The 17113-nt window shown below is 44.5% G+C and carries 11 protein-coding genes and 8 tRNA genes; 7 read left to right on the forward strand and 12 right to left on the reverse strand.

Annotation, left to right across the window (positions count from 1 at the left end):
• Window positions 1-16: 16 nt before the first annotated feature.
• From uvrC to KO531_RS15760, 6 genes are all read right to left on the reverse strand, one after another.
• Complete coding sequence (gene uvrC, locus KO531_RS15735; RefSeq protein WP_219251642.1) at window positions 17-1846, reverse strand: excinuclease ABC subunit UvrC; 1830 nt, start codon at window positions 1844-1846, stop codon at window positions 17-19.
• Window positions 1847-1949: 103 nt separating this feature from the next.
• Window positions 1950-2594 carry a UvrY/SirA/GacA family response regulator transcription factor gene (gene uvrY / locus KO531_RS15740; RefSeq protein WP_006082070.1) on the reverse strand — a complete coding sequence of 215 codons (645 nt, stop codon included), beginning with the start codon at window positions 2592-2594 and terminating at the stop codon, window positions 1950-1952.
• Window positions 2595-3072: 478 nt separating this feature from the next.
• Window positions 3073-3163 (reverse strand) — tRNA-Ser (locus KO531_RS15745).
• 376 nt (window positions 3164-3539) lie between these two features.
• Window positions 3540-3630 (reverse strand) — tRNA-Ser (locus KO531_RS15750).
• 178 nt (window positions 3631-3808) lie between these two features.
• A complete protein-coding gene (locus tag KO531_RS15755; RefSeq protein WP_219251643.1) occupies window positions 3809-5806 on the reverse strand; it encodes a methyl-accepting chemotaxis protein in 1998 nt (665 codons plus the stop codon).
• A 359-nt stretch (window positions 5807-6165) separates the two neighbouring features.
• Window positions 6166-6256: transfer RNA gene (locus tag KO531_RS15760), tRNA-Ser, on the reverse strand.
• A gap of 220 nt (window positions 6257-6476) precedes the next feature.
• Here KO531_RS15760 and KO531_RS15765 point away from each other — a divergent pair.
• Together KO531_RS15765 and fabA are read left to right on the forward strand one after the other, a co-directional pair.
• Entirely contained in the window at window positions 6477-8210 is a 1734-nt protein-coding gene (locus tag KO531_RS15765) for an AAA family ATPase (protein ID WP_219251644.1), read from the forward strand.
• A 74-nt stretch (window positions 8211-8284) separates the two neighbouring features.
• The gene (gene fabA, locus KO531_RS15770; RefSeq protein ID WP_028759638.1) at window positions 8285-8800 is read left to right on the forward strand and encodes a bifunctional 3-hydroxydecanoyl-ACP dehydratase/trans-2-decenoyl-ACP isomerase; all 516 of its coding nucleotides are present in this window, start codon (window positions 8285-8287) and stop codon (window positions 8798-8800) included.
• A 122-nt stretch (window positions 8801-8922) separates the two neighbouring features.
• Here the strand turns inward: fabA and rmf are convergent, their stop codons facing one another.
• The 5 genes from rmf to rlmKL all read right to left on the reverse strand — a co-directional run bounded on the left by rmf (window position 8923) and on the right by rlmKL (window position 15457).
• Entirely contained in the window at window positions 8923-9099 is a 177-nt protein-coding gene (gene rmf / locus KO531_RS15775) for a ribosome modulation factor (protein ID WP_006082074.1), read from the reverse strand.
• A 187-nt stretch (window positions 9100-9286) separates the two neighbouring features.
• Window positions 9287-11125 (reverse strand): DUF3466 family protein, encoded by a 1839-nt coding sequence (locus tag KO531_RS15780; RefSeq protein WP_219251645.1) that lies wholly within the window; start codon window positions 11123-11125, stop codon window positions 9287-9289.
• 28 nt (window positions 11126-11153) lie between these two features.
• Window positions 11154-13079 carry an ABC transporter ATP-binding protein gene (locus tag KO531_RS15785; RefSeq protein WP_219251646.1) on the reverse strand — a complete coding sequence of 642 codons (1926 nt, stop codon included), beginning with the start codon at window positions 13077-13079 and terminating at the stop codon, window positions 11154-11156.
• 1 nt (window position 13080) lies between these two features.
• Window positions 13081-13335: a glutaredoxin family protein gene (locus tag KO531_RS15790; protein ID WP_131523279.1), complete on the reverse strand. Its 255-nt coding sequence runs from the start codon at window positions 13333-13335 to the stop codon at window positions 13081-13083.
• Window positions 13328-15457: a bifunctional 23S rRNA (guanine(2069)-N(7))-methyltransferase RlmK/23S rRNA (guanine(2445)-N(2))-methyltransferase RlmL gene (gene rlmKL, locus KO531_RS15795; protein WP_219251647.1), complete on the reverse strand. Its 2130-nt coding sequence runs from the start codon at window positions 15455-15457 to the stop codon at window positions 13328-13330. Before rlmKL ends, KO531_RS15790 begins: the two co-directional genes overlap by 8 nt.
• A 257-nt stretch (window positions 15458-15714) precedes the next feature.
• Here rlmKL and KO531_RS15800 point away from each other — a divergent pair.
• The 5 genes from KO531_RS15800 to KO531_RS15820 all read left to right on the forward strand — a co-directional run bounded on the left by KO531_RS15800 (window position 15715) and on the right by KO531_RS15820 (window position 16477).
• Window positions 15715-15791, forward strand: a tRNA-Met gene (locus tag KO531_RS15800).
• Window positions 15792-15832: 41 nt separating this feature from the next.
• Window positions 15833-15909 (forward strand) — tRNA-Met (locus KO531_RS15805).
• Between the two features lie 145 nt (window positions 15910-16054).
• A tRNA-Met gene (locus KO531_RS15810) sits at window positions 16055-16131 on the forward strand.
• A gap of 145 nt (window positions 16132-16276) precedes the next feature.
• Window positions 16277-16353: transfer RNA gene (locus tag KO531_RS15815), tRNA-Met, on the forward strand.
• Between the two features lie 47 nt (window positions 16354-16400).
• Window positions 16401-16477, forward strand: a tRNA-Met gene (locus KO531_RS15820).
• A 204-nt stretch (window positions 16478-16681) separates the two neighbouring features.
• Here KO531_RS15820 and KO531_RS15825 read toward each other — a convergent pair.
• Window positions 16682-17095, reverse strand: a complete 414-nt coding sequence (locus KO531_RS15825; protein WP_131523277.1) for a hypothetical protein — start codon at window positions 17093-17095, stop codon at window positions 16682-16684.
• Between the last annotated feature and the right edge of the window lie 18 nt (window positions 17096-17113).

Below are 17113 nucleotides of genomic sequence, written 5' to 3' on the forward strand. Positions count from 1 at the left end.
TCTTGCCTTAATTTTATCACCCTCGCAATGCATCATGAATGGTTTGTGCCATTTCTATGCTGATCCCTGGTACTTTGACTAATTCCGCCACACTTGCCCCTTTCACTTCCTGCAAGCCTCCTAAATGCTGTAACAAAGCTTTACGACGTTTAGGACCAATACCAGGGATCGATTCCAGTGTTGAAGTATTACGGGTTTTCTGGCGACGGTTACGGTGGCCAGTGATTGCAAATCGATGGGATTCATCACGAATATGCTGGATAAGGTGCAGTGCTGGCGAATCCCCTTCGAGGGAAAAGCTGGTTTCAGTATCCCCTAAGATCAAGGTTTCAAGCCCAGGTTTACGGCCCTCACCTTTCGCCACCCCAATAAGCTGCGGCGCTTTATCTAAATGGACAAACTTTTCATCCACTATCTTTTGGGCAATACGCAACTGCCCGAGTCCACCATCGATAAACAGAATGTCAGGGATTTTACCGCCTGCCTCAATCTTATCGAAACGGCGACTTACCGCTTGCTTCATTGCCGCATAATCATCACCCGGTGTAATACCATCAATATTATAACGACGATACTCGCCTTTATGCGGCCCTTCTCGATTAAATACCACACAGGAGGCAACGGTGCTCTCTCCCATGGTATGACTGATATCGAAACATTCCATTCGCTGGATAGGCCCACTCAACTCTAAGATTTCTTCGAGTAACACAAAACGCTGTTCGACTGTGTTCTTATGGGATAGGCGCGTAACCACTGCATTCGTCGCATTGGTCACGGCTAAACGTAAGAAGCTCGCCCTGTCGGCGCGAACATTGGTCTTAATCGAAAACTTTTTATCTAGCGCCTCTGAAATCGCCGCTTCAAGTTCATGTAATTCTTCAAAATTATGGCTAATCACCACTTCTTTTGGAATAGTGCGTTGAATATCTGCATTTAAATAAAACTGTAGGATAAAGGAGCGCAGCACTTCATCCATATCAGTTTGGGCTGGCACTGAAGGATAATAACTACGACTGCCAAAAATTTTACCTTCGCGGATAAATAGCAGGTGGAAACAGGCGATGCCCGACGCATAATGCACTCCAATAACATCCATATCGCCTTTATTATTAGAGACTTCCTGTTGCTCGGCAACTTTACGCAGTGCCATGATCTGATCGCGAAATCGTGCAGCCTGTTCATAGGCTTGCTGCTCGGCCGCAAGTTCCATTTTATCAACCAAGGCGCTGATCACTTGCTGATCTTTCCCCTTTAAAAACAGGCTAGCTAATTTTACTTGCTCATCATAATCAGCGTTACTGACTTTGCCCACGCAGGGCGCGCTACAGCGAGACAGTTGATATTGCAAACAGGGGCGTGAGCGTGATTTGTAGTAAAGATCGTCACATTGACGAATAGGAAACAGCTTCTGCATCAAATGCAGGCTTTCACGCACAGCACCGCCATTGGGATAAGGACCAAAATAGTGGCCTTTTTCCCGCTGCGGACCACGATGATAGGCAAGCCTTGGGTGCTCATGCTGGCTTAATAAGATGTAAGGGTAAGATTTGTCATCACGCAACAACACATTGTATTTTGGCATGTATTGCTTGATGTAATCATTCTCAAGCAACAGAGCATCTGTTTCACTGTGGGTCAGCGTCACATCAATATGGTGAATATGTGAAACTAAGGCTTGGGTCTTAACATTACCGAGGTTTTTACGAAAATACGAGCTGAGCCGTTTTTTAAGATCTTTGGCTTTACCCACATAAATGACGTCATTTTTGACGTCATACATGCGATAAACCCCAGCGGAGGATGAAACAGTACGTAAGAAACTTTGGGCGTTAAATTCATTAGACATCATTCACACCCACAGTTTTGGAGACTTAACACAAACAACATAGGAACATATAACCCAAGAACTCGCTAGATTAAAGTCATCGACCAACGCAATCCACTTTCCATTAAAAATGGCCAGCATCCAACATCTTATAGCGAATAGCTAACCGCGTTAGTTCGACATCACCACTGATCCCCAGCTTAGCAAATAAACGATAACGGTAACTGTTAACGGTTTTAGGACTTAAGTTCAGTTGCTCAGAAATATCGTTAACCTTCTCGCCATTGGTGATCATCAACATGATCTGTAACTCGCGCTCGGACAAAGACTTAAACGGGTTTTCATCGGCAGGATTAAACTGACTCAGCGCCATCTGTTGGGCAATTTCTGGGGACAAATAACGTTGTCCGCGAGAGACCTGACGTATCGCTTGCAGTACTTCCGGCGGCGTCGCTCCTTTTGTTAAATAGCCCGAAGCACCAGCTTGCATCACCTTACTTGGGAAAGGATCTTCCGTGTGTACAGTTAATACAATAATTTTTGCATGGGGTTGATATCGTAAAATTTTTCGAGTGGCTTCCAATCCGCCCATCCCAGGCATATTCATATCCATTAAGATCACATCCGCTTCATTTTGGCGAGCCCACTGCACCGCAGTCTCACCATCAGGGGCTTCGCCCACGACTTTGATCCCACGTTCATCTTCCAAGATGCGGCGGATCCCAGTTCTCACAAGCTCATGATCGTCAACCAAATATATCGAAATCAACTTAACCCACCTTTTACAATTTACAGCTCGATCCGTGTGTTAAACAAAGCAACATGGCAAACGGATAACGAGTTCATAGGGCTAATTTAGCCCAACAACCCCATTTCGCAAAGCATAAATTCAACATTGTTAACTAGATGATATTTAAAGGAAGGATTCCAGAATAGCATACCAATAAAAAGCGTTTAAAAACGAAGCAATAACCCCAGAATGACCAGCCTAAAATCCCTGTTAAATCGATATCAAAATATCCAGCAAATATAGGCAATTTTTCAGTTCAAGAAAAACAAAAGGCCATCATTACTGATAGCCTTTCACGTGAAAATAGCAGAAGAGATACGCTTAGAATCAGGAACCTAAGGTTTTTAAATAGCTTAAATGCAAAAAGGCGTAGGAGCTGCGCTTAGAATGGAGAACCCTAGTTCAAATTTCACACACAAAAAAGGCCATGAATAAACATGGCCTTTTTTGTAAAATATGGCGGAGGAGCAGGGATTTGAACCCTGGGTGGGCTATAAACCCACGCCGGTTTTCAAGACCGGTGCATTAAACCACTCTGCCACCCCTCCGAACGAGCGAGATAATAGCTATCTCTGTCGCCACTGTAAACTTAAATTTATGGTTAATAGTGTTGATTGACTATTTCATATTCACTTAAATCGAAAGCCGTGAACAACAAAGTGCTTAGGATGAGAAAACTGAAATAAAAATTGCACAAACAAAAAAGGCCATCATTGCTGATAGCCTTTCCCGTAAATATGGCACAGAAGCTGCGCTTCAAATCTGGAACCTAAGGGCTCAAACGGTATGAATGCAAAATGCCGCTAATTGCTTAGCGGCATTTTGACTAAATATGGCGGAGGAGCTGAACTTAGAATGAGGAACCTTGGTTCAAATTGCACAAACAAAAAAGGCCATCATTACTGATGGCCTTTTCCGTGAATATGGCGGAGGAGCAGGGATTTGAACCCTGGGTGGGCTATAAACCCACGCCGGTTTTCAAGACCGGTGCATTAAACCACTCTGCCACCCCTCCGAACGAGCGAGATAATAGCTATCAACTACTCTGCTGTAAACCCTTAATTTAAAGAAGCAATCTACATGGTCAATCTACATCCAATCCGCTTAAAAATATCGCGTTATTCAACTTATCTTTGACACCCTTGTCAGTTGAAGCGCCATTTTAAGGTGGCACACTTCACACTATATTAAGACTAAGCTCGATTGATATTGATTAAACGGTCAGATAGTTTCTGCATCTCAAGGCTTAACACATCAAGCGCCGTTGCATCGAGAGAGTTATCTTCACTGATGCTATTTATTCGCACCGCCAACTCATTAATTTCTTGAGTGACTTGGCTTTGCTGCTGAGCAGCTAACGCGATTTGTTGGGCACGCTGTGAAATATCATCGAAACTTTGTACGGTACTCGATAGAGAATTGGCAGCGCCCTCAGCCTCCGCAACCGCATGGACAGTGCGGGACTCCCCTGCTTGCATTGCTTGCACAGCGAGCCGCGAAGCCGATTGCAAAGCGTTAATCATGGTACTAATTTCGTTGGCCGAATCTTGAGTACGCCCCGCAAGGGTTCGAACTTCATCAGCAACGACTGCAAAACCGCGGCCCTGATCGCCCGCTCTAGCCGCCTCAATTGCCGCATTGAGAGCGAGCAAATTAGTCTGCTCAGAAATCGCCTTAATCACATCTAATACAGCGCCCACCTTTTGACTGTCTTGGGCCAATTGGGATATCACCTTAGTTGCGTTGGCAATTTCTCCTGATAATGCCTCGATGGAAGTATTGCTGGCTGCAACACGGGTTTGCCCTTCTCTCACTACAATCAAAGACGATTGCGCAGTTGCAGCACAATCATTGGTATTATTCGCAACTTCCATAGCGCTTGAAGACATTTGCGTTATCGCAGCGGCTAATTGTGCACTCTCCAGCCGCTGTTGCTCTGCGCGCTGAGCTAACTTACGGCTAAGTCCGCTTAATTGCGTTGCCTCAAATTGAATTTTCTTCGCTTCTTGAGTGATCAGATCTAACATTGCCCTTAACGTCCCTGCATAGGTGTTTACGGCCCGGCGCAAAGCGCCAATCTCATCATCTCGCTGAATTTGCAGCTCAACATTCGCCCCCAAACTACCGCTCCCAAGGGAAGCAATTTGATCTGTGGTTTCCTCAAGTTGCGCCAACAGTTTTTTACCCGATAACCAAGCCAGTGAAAGTAAAATGGCGAGTAATGGTAATAAAAACAATAGAATATCAAATGTTAGCTCACGGGCAAGCCCTGTGACTCGCGTTTTAGGCGTCACAAGGCCAATCACCCATCCGGTATCAGGCATCACAAAAAGACTCACCTCACTCGCCTGATTAAGTCTTCCATCCTTATTTAAGCTTACAGACACCACTTTGTTGATTGAGGTTTGCTTAAGTGCAGCTTCAACGGGGGAGAGCCAAGGTAACTGCCCGACGAGATCCGTAAAACGTAACATAGTGTCGGACTTATTCGTTTCAGGAAAATGTAAGATATTACCCGCTTGGTCTAAAGCGAAAGCATAACCGTCAGTTACATTGCCATGTTCTGTTAAAAATTTGGCTAAATCATCAAGTTTTAAATCTATCGTTGCGACCCCTGCAAATGTCCCCGTGAGACGATATGGCACACTGCATGTCACCATAGCCACCTTTGTAACCGGATCTTGATAAGCCTCTGACCATAAACATTGAGATACTGAGCTAGTCCGCGCGCCCGTATACCAAGGATCATTATGATACCCAGGGCCGGATGGCGCATTATAGTCATCCGAATATGCCAGTAGATTATCGCTACCACGGGCCCAGAAAAAACTGTGGCGGATACTCCCAGCGACGAATTTATCTGGCTCAGGCCAGATCCCGCCCCCAGCGATAGTGAGATCGCCATTGTTATCAATCAAATTAGGTAAGGAGTTAAGATATAGAGCTTGCTCATGGGGTAGCACTTCTGCGAGGTGTGCAAGGCTTAAAGTAATCCCCTCAATGCTTGCCAACTTAAGTGCGAGTTGCCTTACGATACTGCTCCCCGTTTGCTCAATTAACTCTTGACTCGCCGCCACCACTCGAGGCTGCCCTCGAAGTGACATCACACCAAAAACCGCGAGCCCAGTCAGTAGAAGCAGCACTACGCTGCCCATTGTGAGCCGCTGCGAAATACGTGTAGGTAACAACATAGCTTTCTCTACTTAAAATAAGTCACCCAGATGGGAGAATTGTTCGGCCGTATGGTCCAAGACTGTCGAGAATCATACGTCGCACCATCCTAGTGCAAATTTTAAAGGCCATAAAAACCATTAACTTGGCCACAAACTTAGTGTAGACCATAAATGAGAAGCGCGGATAAAAAAGCCCATTAATCAGTAGCCGTCACTGATATCAGAATGAAGAATCTAGGTTAACACAATGAACAATCATGACAGATAGTCTTTCCCTAAAGCATGGCACTGACGCCACGTTTAAGGTCAAAACCCAAGAGCGGAAATAGCACAAATGCAAAAAGCCGCTAATTGCTTAGCGGCTTTTTGACTAAATATGGCGGAGGAGCAGGGATTTGAACCCTGGGTGGGCTATAAACCCACGCCGGTTTTCAAGACCGGTGCATTAAACCACTCTGCCACCCCTCCGAACGCCGAAATAATATAAGTATACCGCTAACTTGTAAACCTCAATTTTTAAATATCGAGTCAAATGCTCAACTTATGTTCACCCCGATGTTTTTTACAACAAATACATGGCCAGTTTCAACGAATAATCGAGTAAACAGAGGTAAAAACACCTATACAGTGAGAGACTTGTCGTCTTGGTATGGTAAAATCACTGCAACTTTTCACGGTAAATGCTTATATGAATTCACTCTTGATACCCACGTCTTCACTCGCACCTGAATTTAGCCTGCCAACCCTTCCCGAAACGGCTGACAATCTAAGCGCATTACTCTTAGGACAAGAGCGTGCTGTGGATGCGTTTAAACTCCACCAAGCTATTGTCGATCAGCACTTGTATCTGGCTGATTTCCCGAGCATTGACCGCCAATTAATGTTCCAAGCCTGTATTGATAGCCTAGCGCCGTTATCTCCAGCTTATTTAGTGGCAACACGCCCGACTGACAAAGCGGCAACATTTCAGTGGCAATCAGGGAAACCACAGGAAAATCAGGTCAGTATTGCCGAAAAAACGACTCGCTATCGCTACCTCAGTGGCAATATTCGCCGTGTAGACCTCATTGGCCGTATGGCACAAACAGGAACAACAAGCCAGTATCAAGCTGGTGCTCTGGCCGAATGTCATTATGTATTTATTTGCGCCGAGTCACTTTGGAAACGTGAAGGTTTATGGGAATTAGTGATGCAAATCCTCACCCATAAAGCGTATCAGATTAGCAATAACTTAAGTCCTATCCCGCTCAATTGTAAAATTGTCCTTATCGGTGCAGGAATGATTTATAGCCAAGTCAGAACTGAGGATTGGCAATTTCAACGTCACTTTACCCTACTAGCAGAACTCGCTAGCGAAATCGACTTGGTCCGTTATACAGAGTCACAATACGTCGCATGGTTGCAAGCGGTTGCACAAAGTGTTGAGGTCACTCTAGAACAATCAAGCCTAGCGCCACTTTTTCGTTATAGTGCACGGTTAACCGAACATCAGCGCCGCCTCAGTTTGTCTATGCTCGAGTTTGCCCAACTGATGGTACAAGCTAAAGCCTATTGTGGTAAACCGAGTATCAATGCGAGCAGTATTGAGCTCGCGTTAGCCCAAGCTAACTATCGTCATAACAGCTCGGAAGAGTATTCAGGTCAAAGCTTCGATGACAACTTCATAAATCTGCCAACTTCGGGTGCTATGGTAGGTCAGATCAATGGCTTAACTGTCATTGATGCCATCGATTACAGTTATGGTGAGCCTGCGCGGATCACGGCATCTGTTCACTATGGTGATGGTGAAGTCGCCGATATCGAAAGAAAATCTGAACTTGGTGGCAATATACATGCCAAAGGAATGATGATCCTTTCTGCCTGCTTGTACCGTATCTTTGGGCGAGATGCACCATTACACCTAAATGCCAATATCGTTTTCGAGCAATCCTATCAAGAAATTGATGGTGATAGCGCATCACTCGCCGAATACTGCTGTTTGATGTCAGCGATTGCCGAACAACCCATTATTCAGTCACTGGCAATAACTGGTGCATTGGATCAATTTGGTAATGTGCAAGCGATTGGTGGCATCAACGAGAAAATTGAAGGCTTTTTTAATCTGTGTGAACGTCGTGGTCTCACGGGAGAACAAGGCGTTATTATGCCCAAGTCGAACGTGTTACAGCTTAACCTCAATCCCAAAGTGATTACAGCTGTAGGCAAAGGCTTATTTCACCTTTATGCAATCGAGCATATGGACCAAGCTGTTGAGCTATTAATGCAAATGCCTGCGGGTGTAGCCGATGAAGATAATGATTTTCCACATGATTCATTATACGGCCTTGTGCAGGAACGATTAGACAAGCTCGCAGGAAATGGCGAGGAGGAAATCGGCATAATCACGAGATTACTCGCAAAATTGGGATTTTTTCGCCGCTAATTAGCTGATCGGAGTTGTTTAGCTTACACGTGTTCGCTAATCTTGGCGGCTCTTATTGCTGGAGTAGTAAAACAATGAACAAAGCAAACAGTTTCAATAAAGAAGAACTCATCGCCTGTGGCCATGGGAAATTATTTGGTCCAAACTCACCTCGTCTGCCTGTCGATAACATGCTGATGATAGATAGAATCGTTACTATCAATGATAATGGCGGTGAGTTTGGCAAAGGTGAAATTGTCGCTGAACTCGATATTAATCCAGACTTATGGTTTTTTGACTGCCACTTTATTACCGACCCGGTAATGCCTGGCTGTTTAGGGCTTGATGCCATGTGGCAACTCGTTGGCTTCTATTTAGGCTGGGAAGGCGCAGAAGGCAAAGGACGTGCTCTGGGTGTAGGTGAAGTGAAGTTTACGGGTCAAGTATTACCAGGTGCTAAGAAAGTCACTTATAAACTCAATATCAAGCGTACTATTCACCGTAAACTGGTGATGGGTATTGCCGATGCAATCCTTGAAGTTGATGGCCGTCAAATCTACAGTGCAACCGATCTTAAAGTCGGTGTCTTTAGCGATACGTCTACATTCTGAACAGTCTTACTCCAATACACTGAAGATATCAGTACTACAGATATAAAAATGCCCTCATCTGAGGGCAATATGCTGCATTACTTTGCTTGTTCTGGGCTATTTAATTAATGAGTAAAACTCAATTATTTATTAAATAGCCCATTAACTCGGCCATCCACACCTTCACGCCAACCGCCTAACCACTGCGATCGCGAATCAAGATTTGCATATGGACAGAGCTCCTTAGAGCGTCCACCAACCCCAGCTTGGAATCCTTTTGAAAAAGCTCTGTCTAAACGATCTCGTTTTTGTCTTTTCATGCAAGCGTCCTCTGTTCTACATAAAATAGAAGCAAAAGCTTCACCCATAGAAATAGTGCTTTTTGACGCCAAGATCAATCAAAAAATCGGCTATTATACTGACTATTTATTAAACTATTGAGATCCTAGCGAAAAAAAATCGAGGCATTTCACCTCGATTTTTTTAGTCTGAATTGAAGCTTAAAACTTAACGAATTCGACGACGGAACCACACCAATGGCAAGGCAAATAACCAAGCTAACGTTGCCGCACCAGAACGCTCAAAATTACCGGTATCGGTGCTATCTTCAACAGTACAAGCTTCACCACTGGTAGCCGGTTTAAGTACAACCATACGTGGAACATAAGCCGTTACAGGCTCGCCACTACCACTCAGCTCAAATAGCGGTAAGCCATTTTCACCAATAACTATGTTGCCATCTTTATCAAATTGATAAGAAGGTTTACGAATAAAAGCCGTACCTACGATAGTGCCATCTTCATTGATACTCGTGCCTTCAACCACTAAAATATCAGCGTTATATTGAAGAGTTTTACCCGAGCCATCCTGAACTTCGACCTGATGACGTGCCCAGCTACCGTCGTTTGATTTTTCATAACCCTTAGACTCGCAGGTCAGCAATTTATTGATATTGCTAAACTCACCCGTCGACTTCTCATACAGGAAACCCGCTTTAGGACGGGGTTTTTCTTTGTCGTAAGTCGTTTCAATATAACCAACAACTTGGCCTTTATTGTTGATACTCTTTGGTTTACTCGAAAGATCCGTTGTAGAAGCGGCAAAATCATTCGGGGTTACTATTGTTGCATCAGCTTGATTCGTATCGAAATAGAAGAACTTATCGCGTAAATAACCTTGAATATAGCTACGATAACTACCGACAACAATACCATTATCATTAACATCATAGGCAATAGCGCTAATAACATCGTTATCACGAACAGGGATCCAATGATATTGATAGTGTCCTTCAGTACCTTTAGACCAATAAGCCGCATCTTGGCGTAAATTATCTGTATCACCGTAACGATAAACATGAGAACGACCAACAACGACACCGTTATTATTCAATCCTAAGGCCTGTGCAGTAAAGGTTAAGGTATTATCAGTCGCTGGAGTCAGCCCCAAAGGTAACTCAGTCCCAGTAGCAACATCATTGTCAATTTGCCATACATAAGCACGGGTCTGATACTGAATATTACGCGTCCCCGTTGTATTCGGATATTGCTCACGTTGAACGCATACATCCAACGGCAAAGTATTATCGGTACTTAAACAAGAATTAACACGATCACTACCATATTTACTGATGGCAGTACTGGCATAACCGGTTACTAAATTATTGTTGTTGACCGCCGTTGCTGCAGACCATCCACCTAACTCTACAGTTTTAGTCTTATCAGCATTAACAAATTGCGTGTAGGGAGGAACTAATGGAATTTCAGTGCTGCCCACTTTTACCACACCGCGGAACTCATAGTCGCGGTAATACCAGTAATCATCGGTAACATCAGTAGTTGCAGTGTTCTCAGCTTTCTTTTCAGGAGCAGTCATGCTACCCACTTTAATACCGGCATCGTTAATACCGTAATAAAAGCTATCAACTGAGTTAATCACAGCAGCATTATTGGGTGGTGTAGTCCCATTAATGCTGTCAAAATTGGGGGTCCAAGGGTTAGATGTATCATCATTTTCCTTAGCAATAAAGGCAAAGTTATTGGCAATAATGGCTTTATCTATCGAATATGTAATGGTTTCTTCCGGTGCGATACCATCGGCAACATCAATCACGCCGCCTTCGACATCTGAACTGCTGAGTTTTTTCTTACCCTTTGAAATACCGACTAATTCATCATTGGCATTCACACCTAAAGCATAACCGTTACGAGTGCCTTCAAGCGTACCTTTCAGATCATAATTTTCGATATTAACGATTTCATAGACAGGTGCTGCATGGGCACTGTTTAATATACCAAGGACACCTAAGGCAACCAAGGAAAGGGCTTTATCCAACTTTGACTTCATTAATTCTATTCCCATTTTTATTATTGGTTTACTTCAGTGACTCAAGCTCTTCCCAACGCTCGAAGCAAACTTCCAATTGCTTTTCTTTATCAGCCAACTGACTCAATACCTGATTGACTTTATCCTGCGCCTGACTATAAAAGTCTGAATGTGCAATAGTGGTCTGCAATGCGAGAATTTCTGCCTCCAATTGCTCCATCACATTAGGTAGTGACTCTAACTCACGCTGTAGCTTATACGACAGTTTTTTTACCGCTTTCACAGGTTCTGCAGTTTTAACTTCAACGGGTTTAGTTTCAACCGCAGGAACTTCGACCACCTTTTGTGAACTAGGTTCCTCAGAATAAAACTTTGCCCCTTGGTTCACGGCATCTTGATAACCACCTACATACTCGCTCCAATGGCCATTACCCGCATACCACCAGCTACTGGTCACAGTATTGTCGATAAATGCCCTGTCATGGCTCACTAGCAACAACGTACCTTGGTATTCAGTGAGCAACGACTCTAGCAATTCTAAGGTCTCAATATCAAGATCGTTAGTTGGCTCATCGAGAATGATTAAGTTTGCAGGGCGAATTAATAACTTAGCCAATAACAAACGGTTCTTCTCACCACCCGACAGCGCTTTCACTGGCGTTCTGGCACGCATAGGCGAGAACAAGAAGTCCTGCAAATAACTTAAAATGTGGCGGTCTTGACCATTGATCGTGATGGTCTTTTTACCTTCACCAACGTTATCTTCAACGGTTTGCTCAGGATCTAACGCTTCACGATATTGGTCGAAATAAGCGATTTCGAGCTTAGTACCGACTTTAATTTCGCCCGATTGCGGTTGCAGCTTCTCGATTAACAGCTTGATCAAGGTTGATTTACCACAACCGTTTGGCCCAATCAGCGCAATACGGTCACCGCGGATAACCGTCGTATTAAAGTTTTTAACCAGATTTTTATCGGGCAGATTGAAGTTAAGATCGGTCACATCAAAGACTAACTTACCAGAACGTTCAGTATCCGATACTGCCATTTTAGCATTGCCTTGACGATTCAGACGTTCACTTCGCTCTTCACGTAGCGCCTTCAGTGCGCGAACTCGACCTTCGTTACGGGTACGTCTGGCTTTAACGCCTTGACGGATCCACACTTCTTCATCGGCGAGACGCTTGTCAAACAAGGCATTTTTCTCGGCTTCGACGCGCAACCATTCTTGCTTACCATCAAGATACATTTGATAGTTGCCCGGCCATGAGGTCACCACACCACGGTCTAAATCGACAATCCGCGTCGCCATACGGGCAATAAAGCCCCTATCGTGGCTGATAAAGACGATAGCGCCTTGATAATCGAGTAAAAACTTTTCAAGCCACTCGATAGTGTCTATGTCTAAATGGTTGGTCGGTTCATCAAGTAACAACAGATCTGGCTCGCTCACCAGTGCTCTGGCTAACGCCACTTTACGCTGCCAACCACCCGATAACTCGCTCAAGGATTTGTCAGGATCGAGTCCTAATAATTCGCAGTTTTGTTGGATACGAGAATCTAGCTGCCATCCATTGTAGTGATCTAAGGTTTCTTGCAGGCCTTGCATCTCATTCAGCATACGATCCATTTGCTCTGGATCGGCATGGGCCACATCGTGGGACAGTTGATGATAACGCTCAAGCGCCTCGCCCACTTCCTTTAATCCCGCAGCAATATAAGCGTATACCGTGCCTTGCTCAGCCTTTGGCGGATCTTGTTGCAGACGGCTAACGGTCACATTACCAGCGATGTTGAATTCGCCTTCATCCAACAGTACATCACCAGATAACACTTTTAATAAACTCGACTTGCCGGCACCATTACGGCCAACAATACACACGCGCTCGCCGCGTTGAATAGTAAAATCCGCTTTTTGTAATAACGGAGTGTAACCATAGGCTAAAGAGCCACTATTGATACGAACCAGACTCAAACTAAGCTCCTGTAAACTCTTGTAATTGCGTTGCGTTAAATGGCCAATGTAATTCTCTATCATCCCAAGCTTTAAGCACAGGGATCGATACGCCATAACGCTGCGCGAGGTATTCATCGTCACAAATATCTATGGCCCGATAGCCAATGTCAGCCGCTGCCAATAAGGCCGCGGCCAGTTCACACAGATGACATCCCTCTGTGTGATATAGCAGATAATGCCTATTATCTAATTCTGCTTGAGTCAACTCAGGCATGGGTGATAAGCCAGGTATTATGAATATGTGGATTACGTTTGTAGTCCATAGGCAAAGTCATGTCATCAATGTTCTTCACATTAATGCTCATCTTCGTCAGCGCCTCTATGTCCATCTTAAACTTACGTTTATTATTAGAGAACACTAGCTCGCCCGTTGGGCTGAGCAGTTTCACTAAGGATGCCAGTAAGTTCACATGGTCTCTCTGCACATCGAATGAATCCTCCATCCGCTTAGAATTTGAGAAGGTTGGCGGATCGATAAAAATCAGATCGTACTGTTCATGGCAATCCCGGATCCACTGCATGCAGTCAGATTGAACAAACTCATACTGCTTACCTTGAAGCCCATTGAGTGCAAAGTTGTCCTTCGCCCAAGCAATATAGGTATTGGACATATCCACCGTTGTCACCGATTTAGCCCCACCGAGCGCCGCATGCACAGAAGCAGAACCTGTGTAAGAGAACAGGTTAAGTACACGGCGTCCCTTAGATTTTTGACCGACTAAACGGCGTGTCAATCTGTGGTCAAGGAATAAACCTGTATCCAAATAACCAGTTAAGTTCAGTTTGAACTTAGCACCATATTCAGTGGTGATAAGCTCTAACTTACGCTCATCCAACTTTTGATATTGACTCGTACCCTTTTGACGCTCACGCGTCTTCATGATCATCTTGTTCGGATTGATACCAATGGCCGACGGCAGTGCTAACAAAACATCGCTTAAACGACGCTTGGTTACGGCTTCAGGTATAGTTGCTGGCGCCATATATTCTTGAATAATCACGTAATCTAAATACTTATCTACTGCGACGTTATATTCAGGAATGTCGGCATCATAAATACGATAGCTGTCGATGCCTTCTTTCTTGGCCCATTTCTCTAATAACTTGGCATTTTTCTTAATGCGGTTAGCAAATGCAGGGGCGATATCGGCAATGTCGACGCCGTCTGGCAGCACTGGCGTATCACGACGCGTACTGGTCGCATGCAAGGTATAAATGTTAAAGGCACATTCTAGGGCACCGTTGAACATCTTCATCTGTTTGTCGGCTTTAAGCTTAAGTGATGATACCAGCTCGATATCACTACACAGCATGGCCACTTTCCAGCCGCCAAACTCTTTCTTAAACTTGTCGCCTAGCTGATAGTAAAGCTGCAATAACTCAGACACATTGCCTAAACGTTCACCATAAGGTGGATTAGTGATCAAATAGCCACTTTCTGCAGGCGGCGTTATCGTCAACGCATCTGCAACTTGAAACTCAATTAACTCGAGTACACCGGCATTTTCGGCGTTACGTTTGGCTAACGCGACTAAGCGCGAATCGATATCTGAGCCGTAGAATTTAATCTCACAACGTTTCACGCCTAATGAGGCACGCGCTTTCGCTTCTTCAACGATTTCTTGCCACACAGCTTTATCATGACGACGCCAATGTTCAAACCCAAAACGGCTACGCTGCAGACCAGGCGCAATATCGGCCGCCATTAAAGCCGCTTCGATCAACACAGTACCGCTACCACAGAAAGGATCGAGCAAGGTCGAAGGCGCCGCTTGCCAGCCACTGCGTACTAACATGTTGGCGGCTAAGTTTTCCTTCAGTGGCGCTTCACCAGTAGTAGAACGATAGCCACGTTGATGCAATGATGGACCAGAGAAGTTCATCGCAATCGTGATTACGCCATTACGAAAATGGGCATCAACTTTAAAGTCAGCATCGACGCGTGACACATTTGGGCGCTCAACGTCATCGTCCCGGAATCTATCCACAACCGCGTCTTTAATCTTGAGGGCGCCGAACTGAGTATTATTGATAAAACCACCCGTACCATGAAAATCGATACTAAAAGTGCTTTTATTGGAAAAATGCGCCGGCCAATCAACACAATAGGCGGCATTATAAAGTTGCTCTGCCGACTCGCAGCTGCCTTTATAGATAACCAACACGATACGGCTGGCTAAGCGTGTCCATAAAGTAATCCGATACGCTAAAGCTAAGGGGGCAGTGAAATACACACCAGCAACACTCTCTTTTACTTCAGTCGCACCAAATTCTGTCAGCTCTTGGGCTAAGCTATATTCAAAGCCCTTAGGGGCGGCGGCAAAAAAATTAAGCATGGGATAATCAGTACGCAGTCAAAATCAAAGCGACATTATACCTGCTCGAATACATAAAAGATAAACAGTTATTAGTCGAAACCCCATTTAGTCTCATCCTCGACCTAAGATAATCAACGAAAAATCCCTAACTTATGTTTAAATTGTATGAAAGCCCCCCACTCCGCTTTATATTTAAGCGTTCACCACCTTTTTCGATCTTCGTCCTTGCAATGCCAAGGCGCTGCCGTTATAGTCTGCCCCGCTTTGAAGACGGACGCGGGATGGAGCAGCATGGTAGCTCGTCGGGCTCATAACCCGAAGGTCGTAGGTTCAAATCCTGCTCCCGCAACCATTTAAAAGCAAAATAGTAAAGTAATACAGATAGATATCGGACGCGGGATGGAGCAGCATGGTAGCTCGTCGGGCTCATAACCCGAAGGTCGTCGGTTCAAATCCGGCTCCCGCAACCACTTTCTATATGTGTTTATAACGAGAAACAGCTTATCGGGCTCAACTCCTTATAAACAACAGGCGAAGGTAGTCAGTTAAAATACGACTCCAGCAACCAATTCTTAGATGACAGAATTAAAATAGTTATTAACAGCAACAATCGGACGCGGGATGGAGCAGCATGGTAGCTCGTCGGGCTCATAACCCGAAGGTCGTCGGTTCAAATCCGGCTCCCGCAACCACTTTATATATGTGCTTATAACGAGAAACAGCTTATCGGGCTCAACTCCTTATAAACAACAGGCGAAGGTAGCCAGTTCAAATCAGGCTACTGCAACCAATTCTTAGATGACAGAATTAAAACAGTTATTAACAGCAATAATCGGACGCGGGATGGAGCAGCATGGTAGCTCGTCGGGCTCATAACCCGAAGGTCGTCGGTTCAAATCCGGCTCCCGCAACCAATTCTCAGATGACAGAATTAAAACAGTTATTAACAGCAACAATCGGACGCGGGATGGAGCAGCATGGTAGCTCGTCGGGCTCATAACCCGAAGGTCGTCGGTTCAAATCCGGCTCCCGCAACCAATTCTCTTTAATGAAAGAGAAAAATAACCAGCACAAGCTGGTTTTTTTGTATCTAAAATTCGTAATAACTCTCTGTAAAATCCTAACCAGATCACCATGGTAGCTCATCGGATTCAACGACCTATAAACAACCGATGAAAGCCATCAATTCAAATCATCTTCAACAACAGCGTCCAAAATAAGATTTAAACTGATCAGCTGACATCAATGCATTTTTTGGATGTCAAATTTCGCCATAAAAGTGTCGGACAATATGACTCCTGCCATAGCACCAAAGGAAACGGTGAAAATCATTATGAAAGGTAGAGGTTTCAAATAAGCAGAAATGAGAACACCTTGACCGAACCAGTGCAGTATTAGACCAAGCATCATGATGCCAAAAGCAAACTTATTCGCAGCAAAAAACATCGATATTTCGAATGCCCACAACTCTTTATTTTCCTTAAATTGAGCGAAACCGAAATAGAGATAAAGCAGTAATGCCACTAAGGCGAGAGTGCAAACATTGAGTGCATAGCTTAATTGAGAAGCCCCAGCCAATACTTGATAGCCGATACGTATGGCATAAATACCAACACCCAACCAAAGTATCAGCAGCGGCAATAAAATGAGTCCCATTTTTATCCTTAAAAGTTA

Source organism: Shewanella sp. NKUCC06_TVS (assembly GCF_019345515.1).
Classification (GTDB): domain Bacteria; phylum Pseudomonadota; class Gammaproteobacteria; order Enterobacterales; family Shewanellaceae; genus Shewanella; species Shewanella oncorhynchi.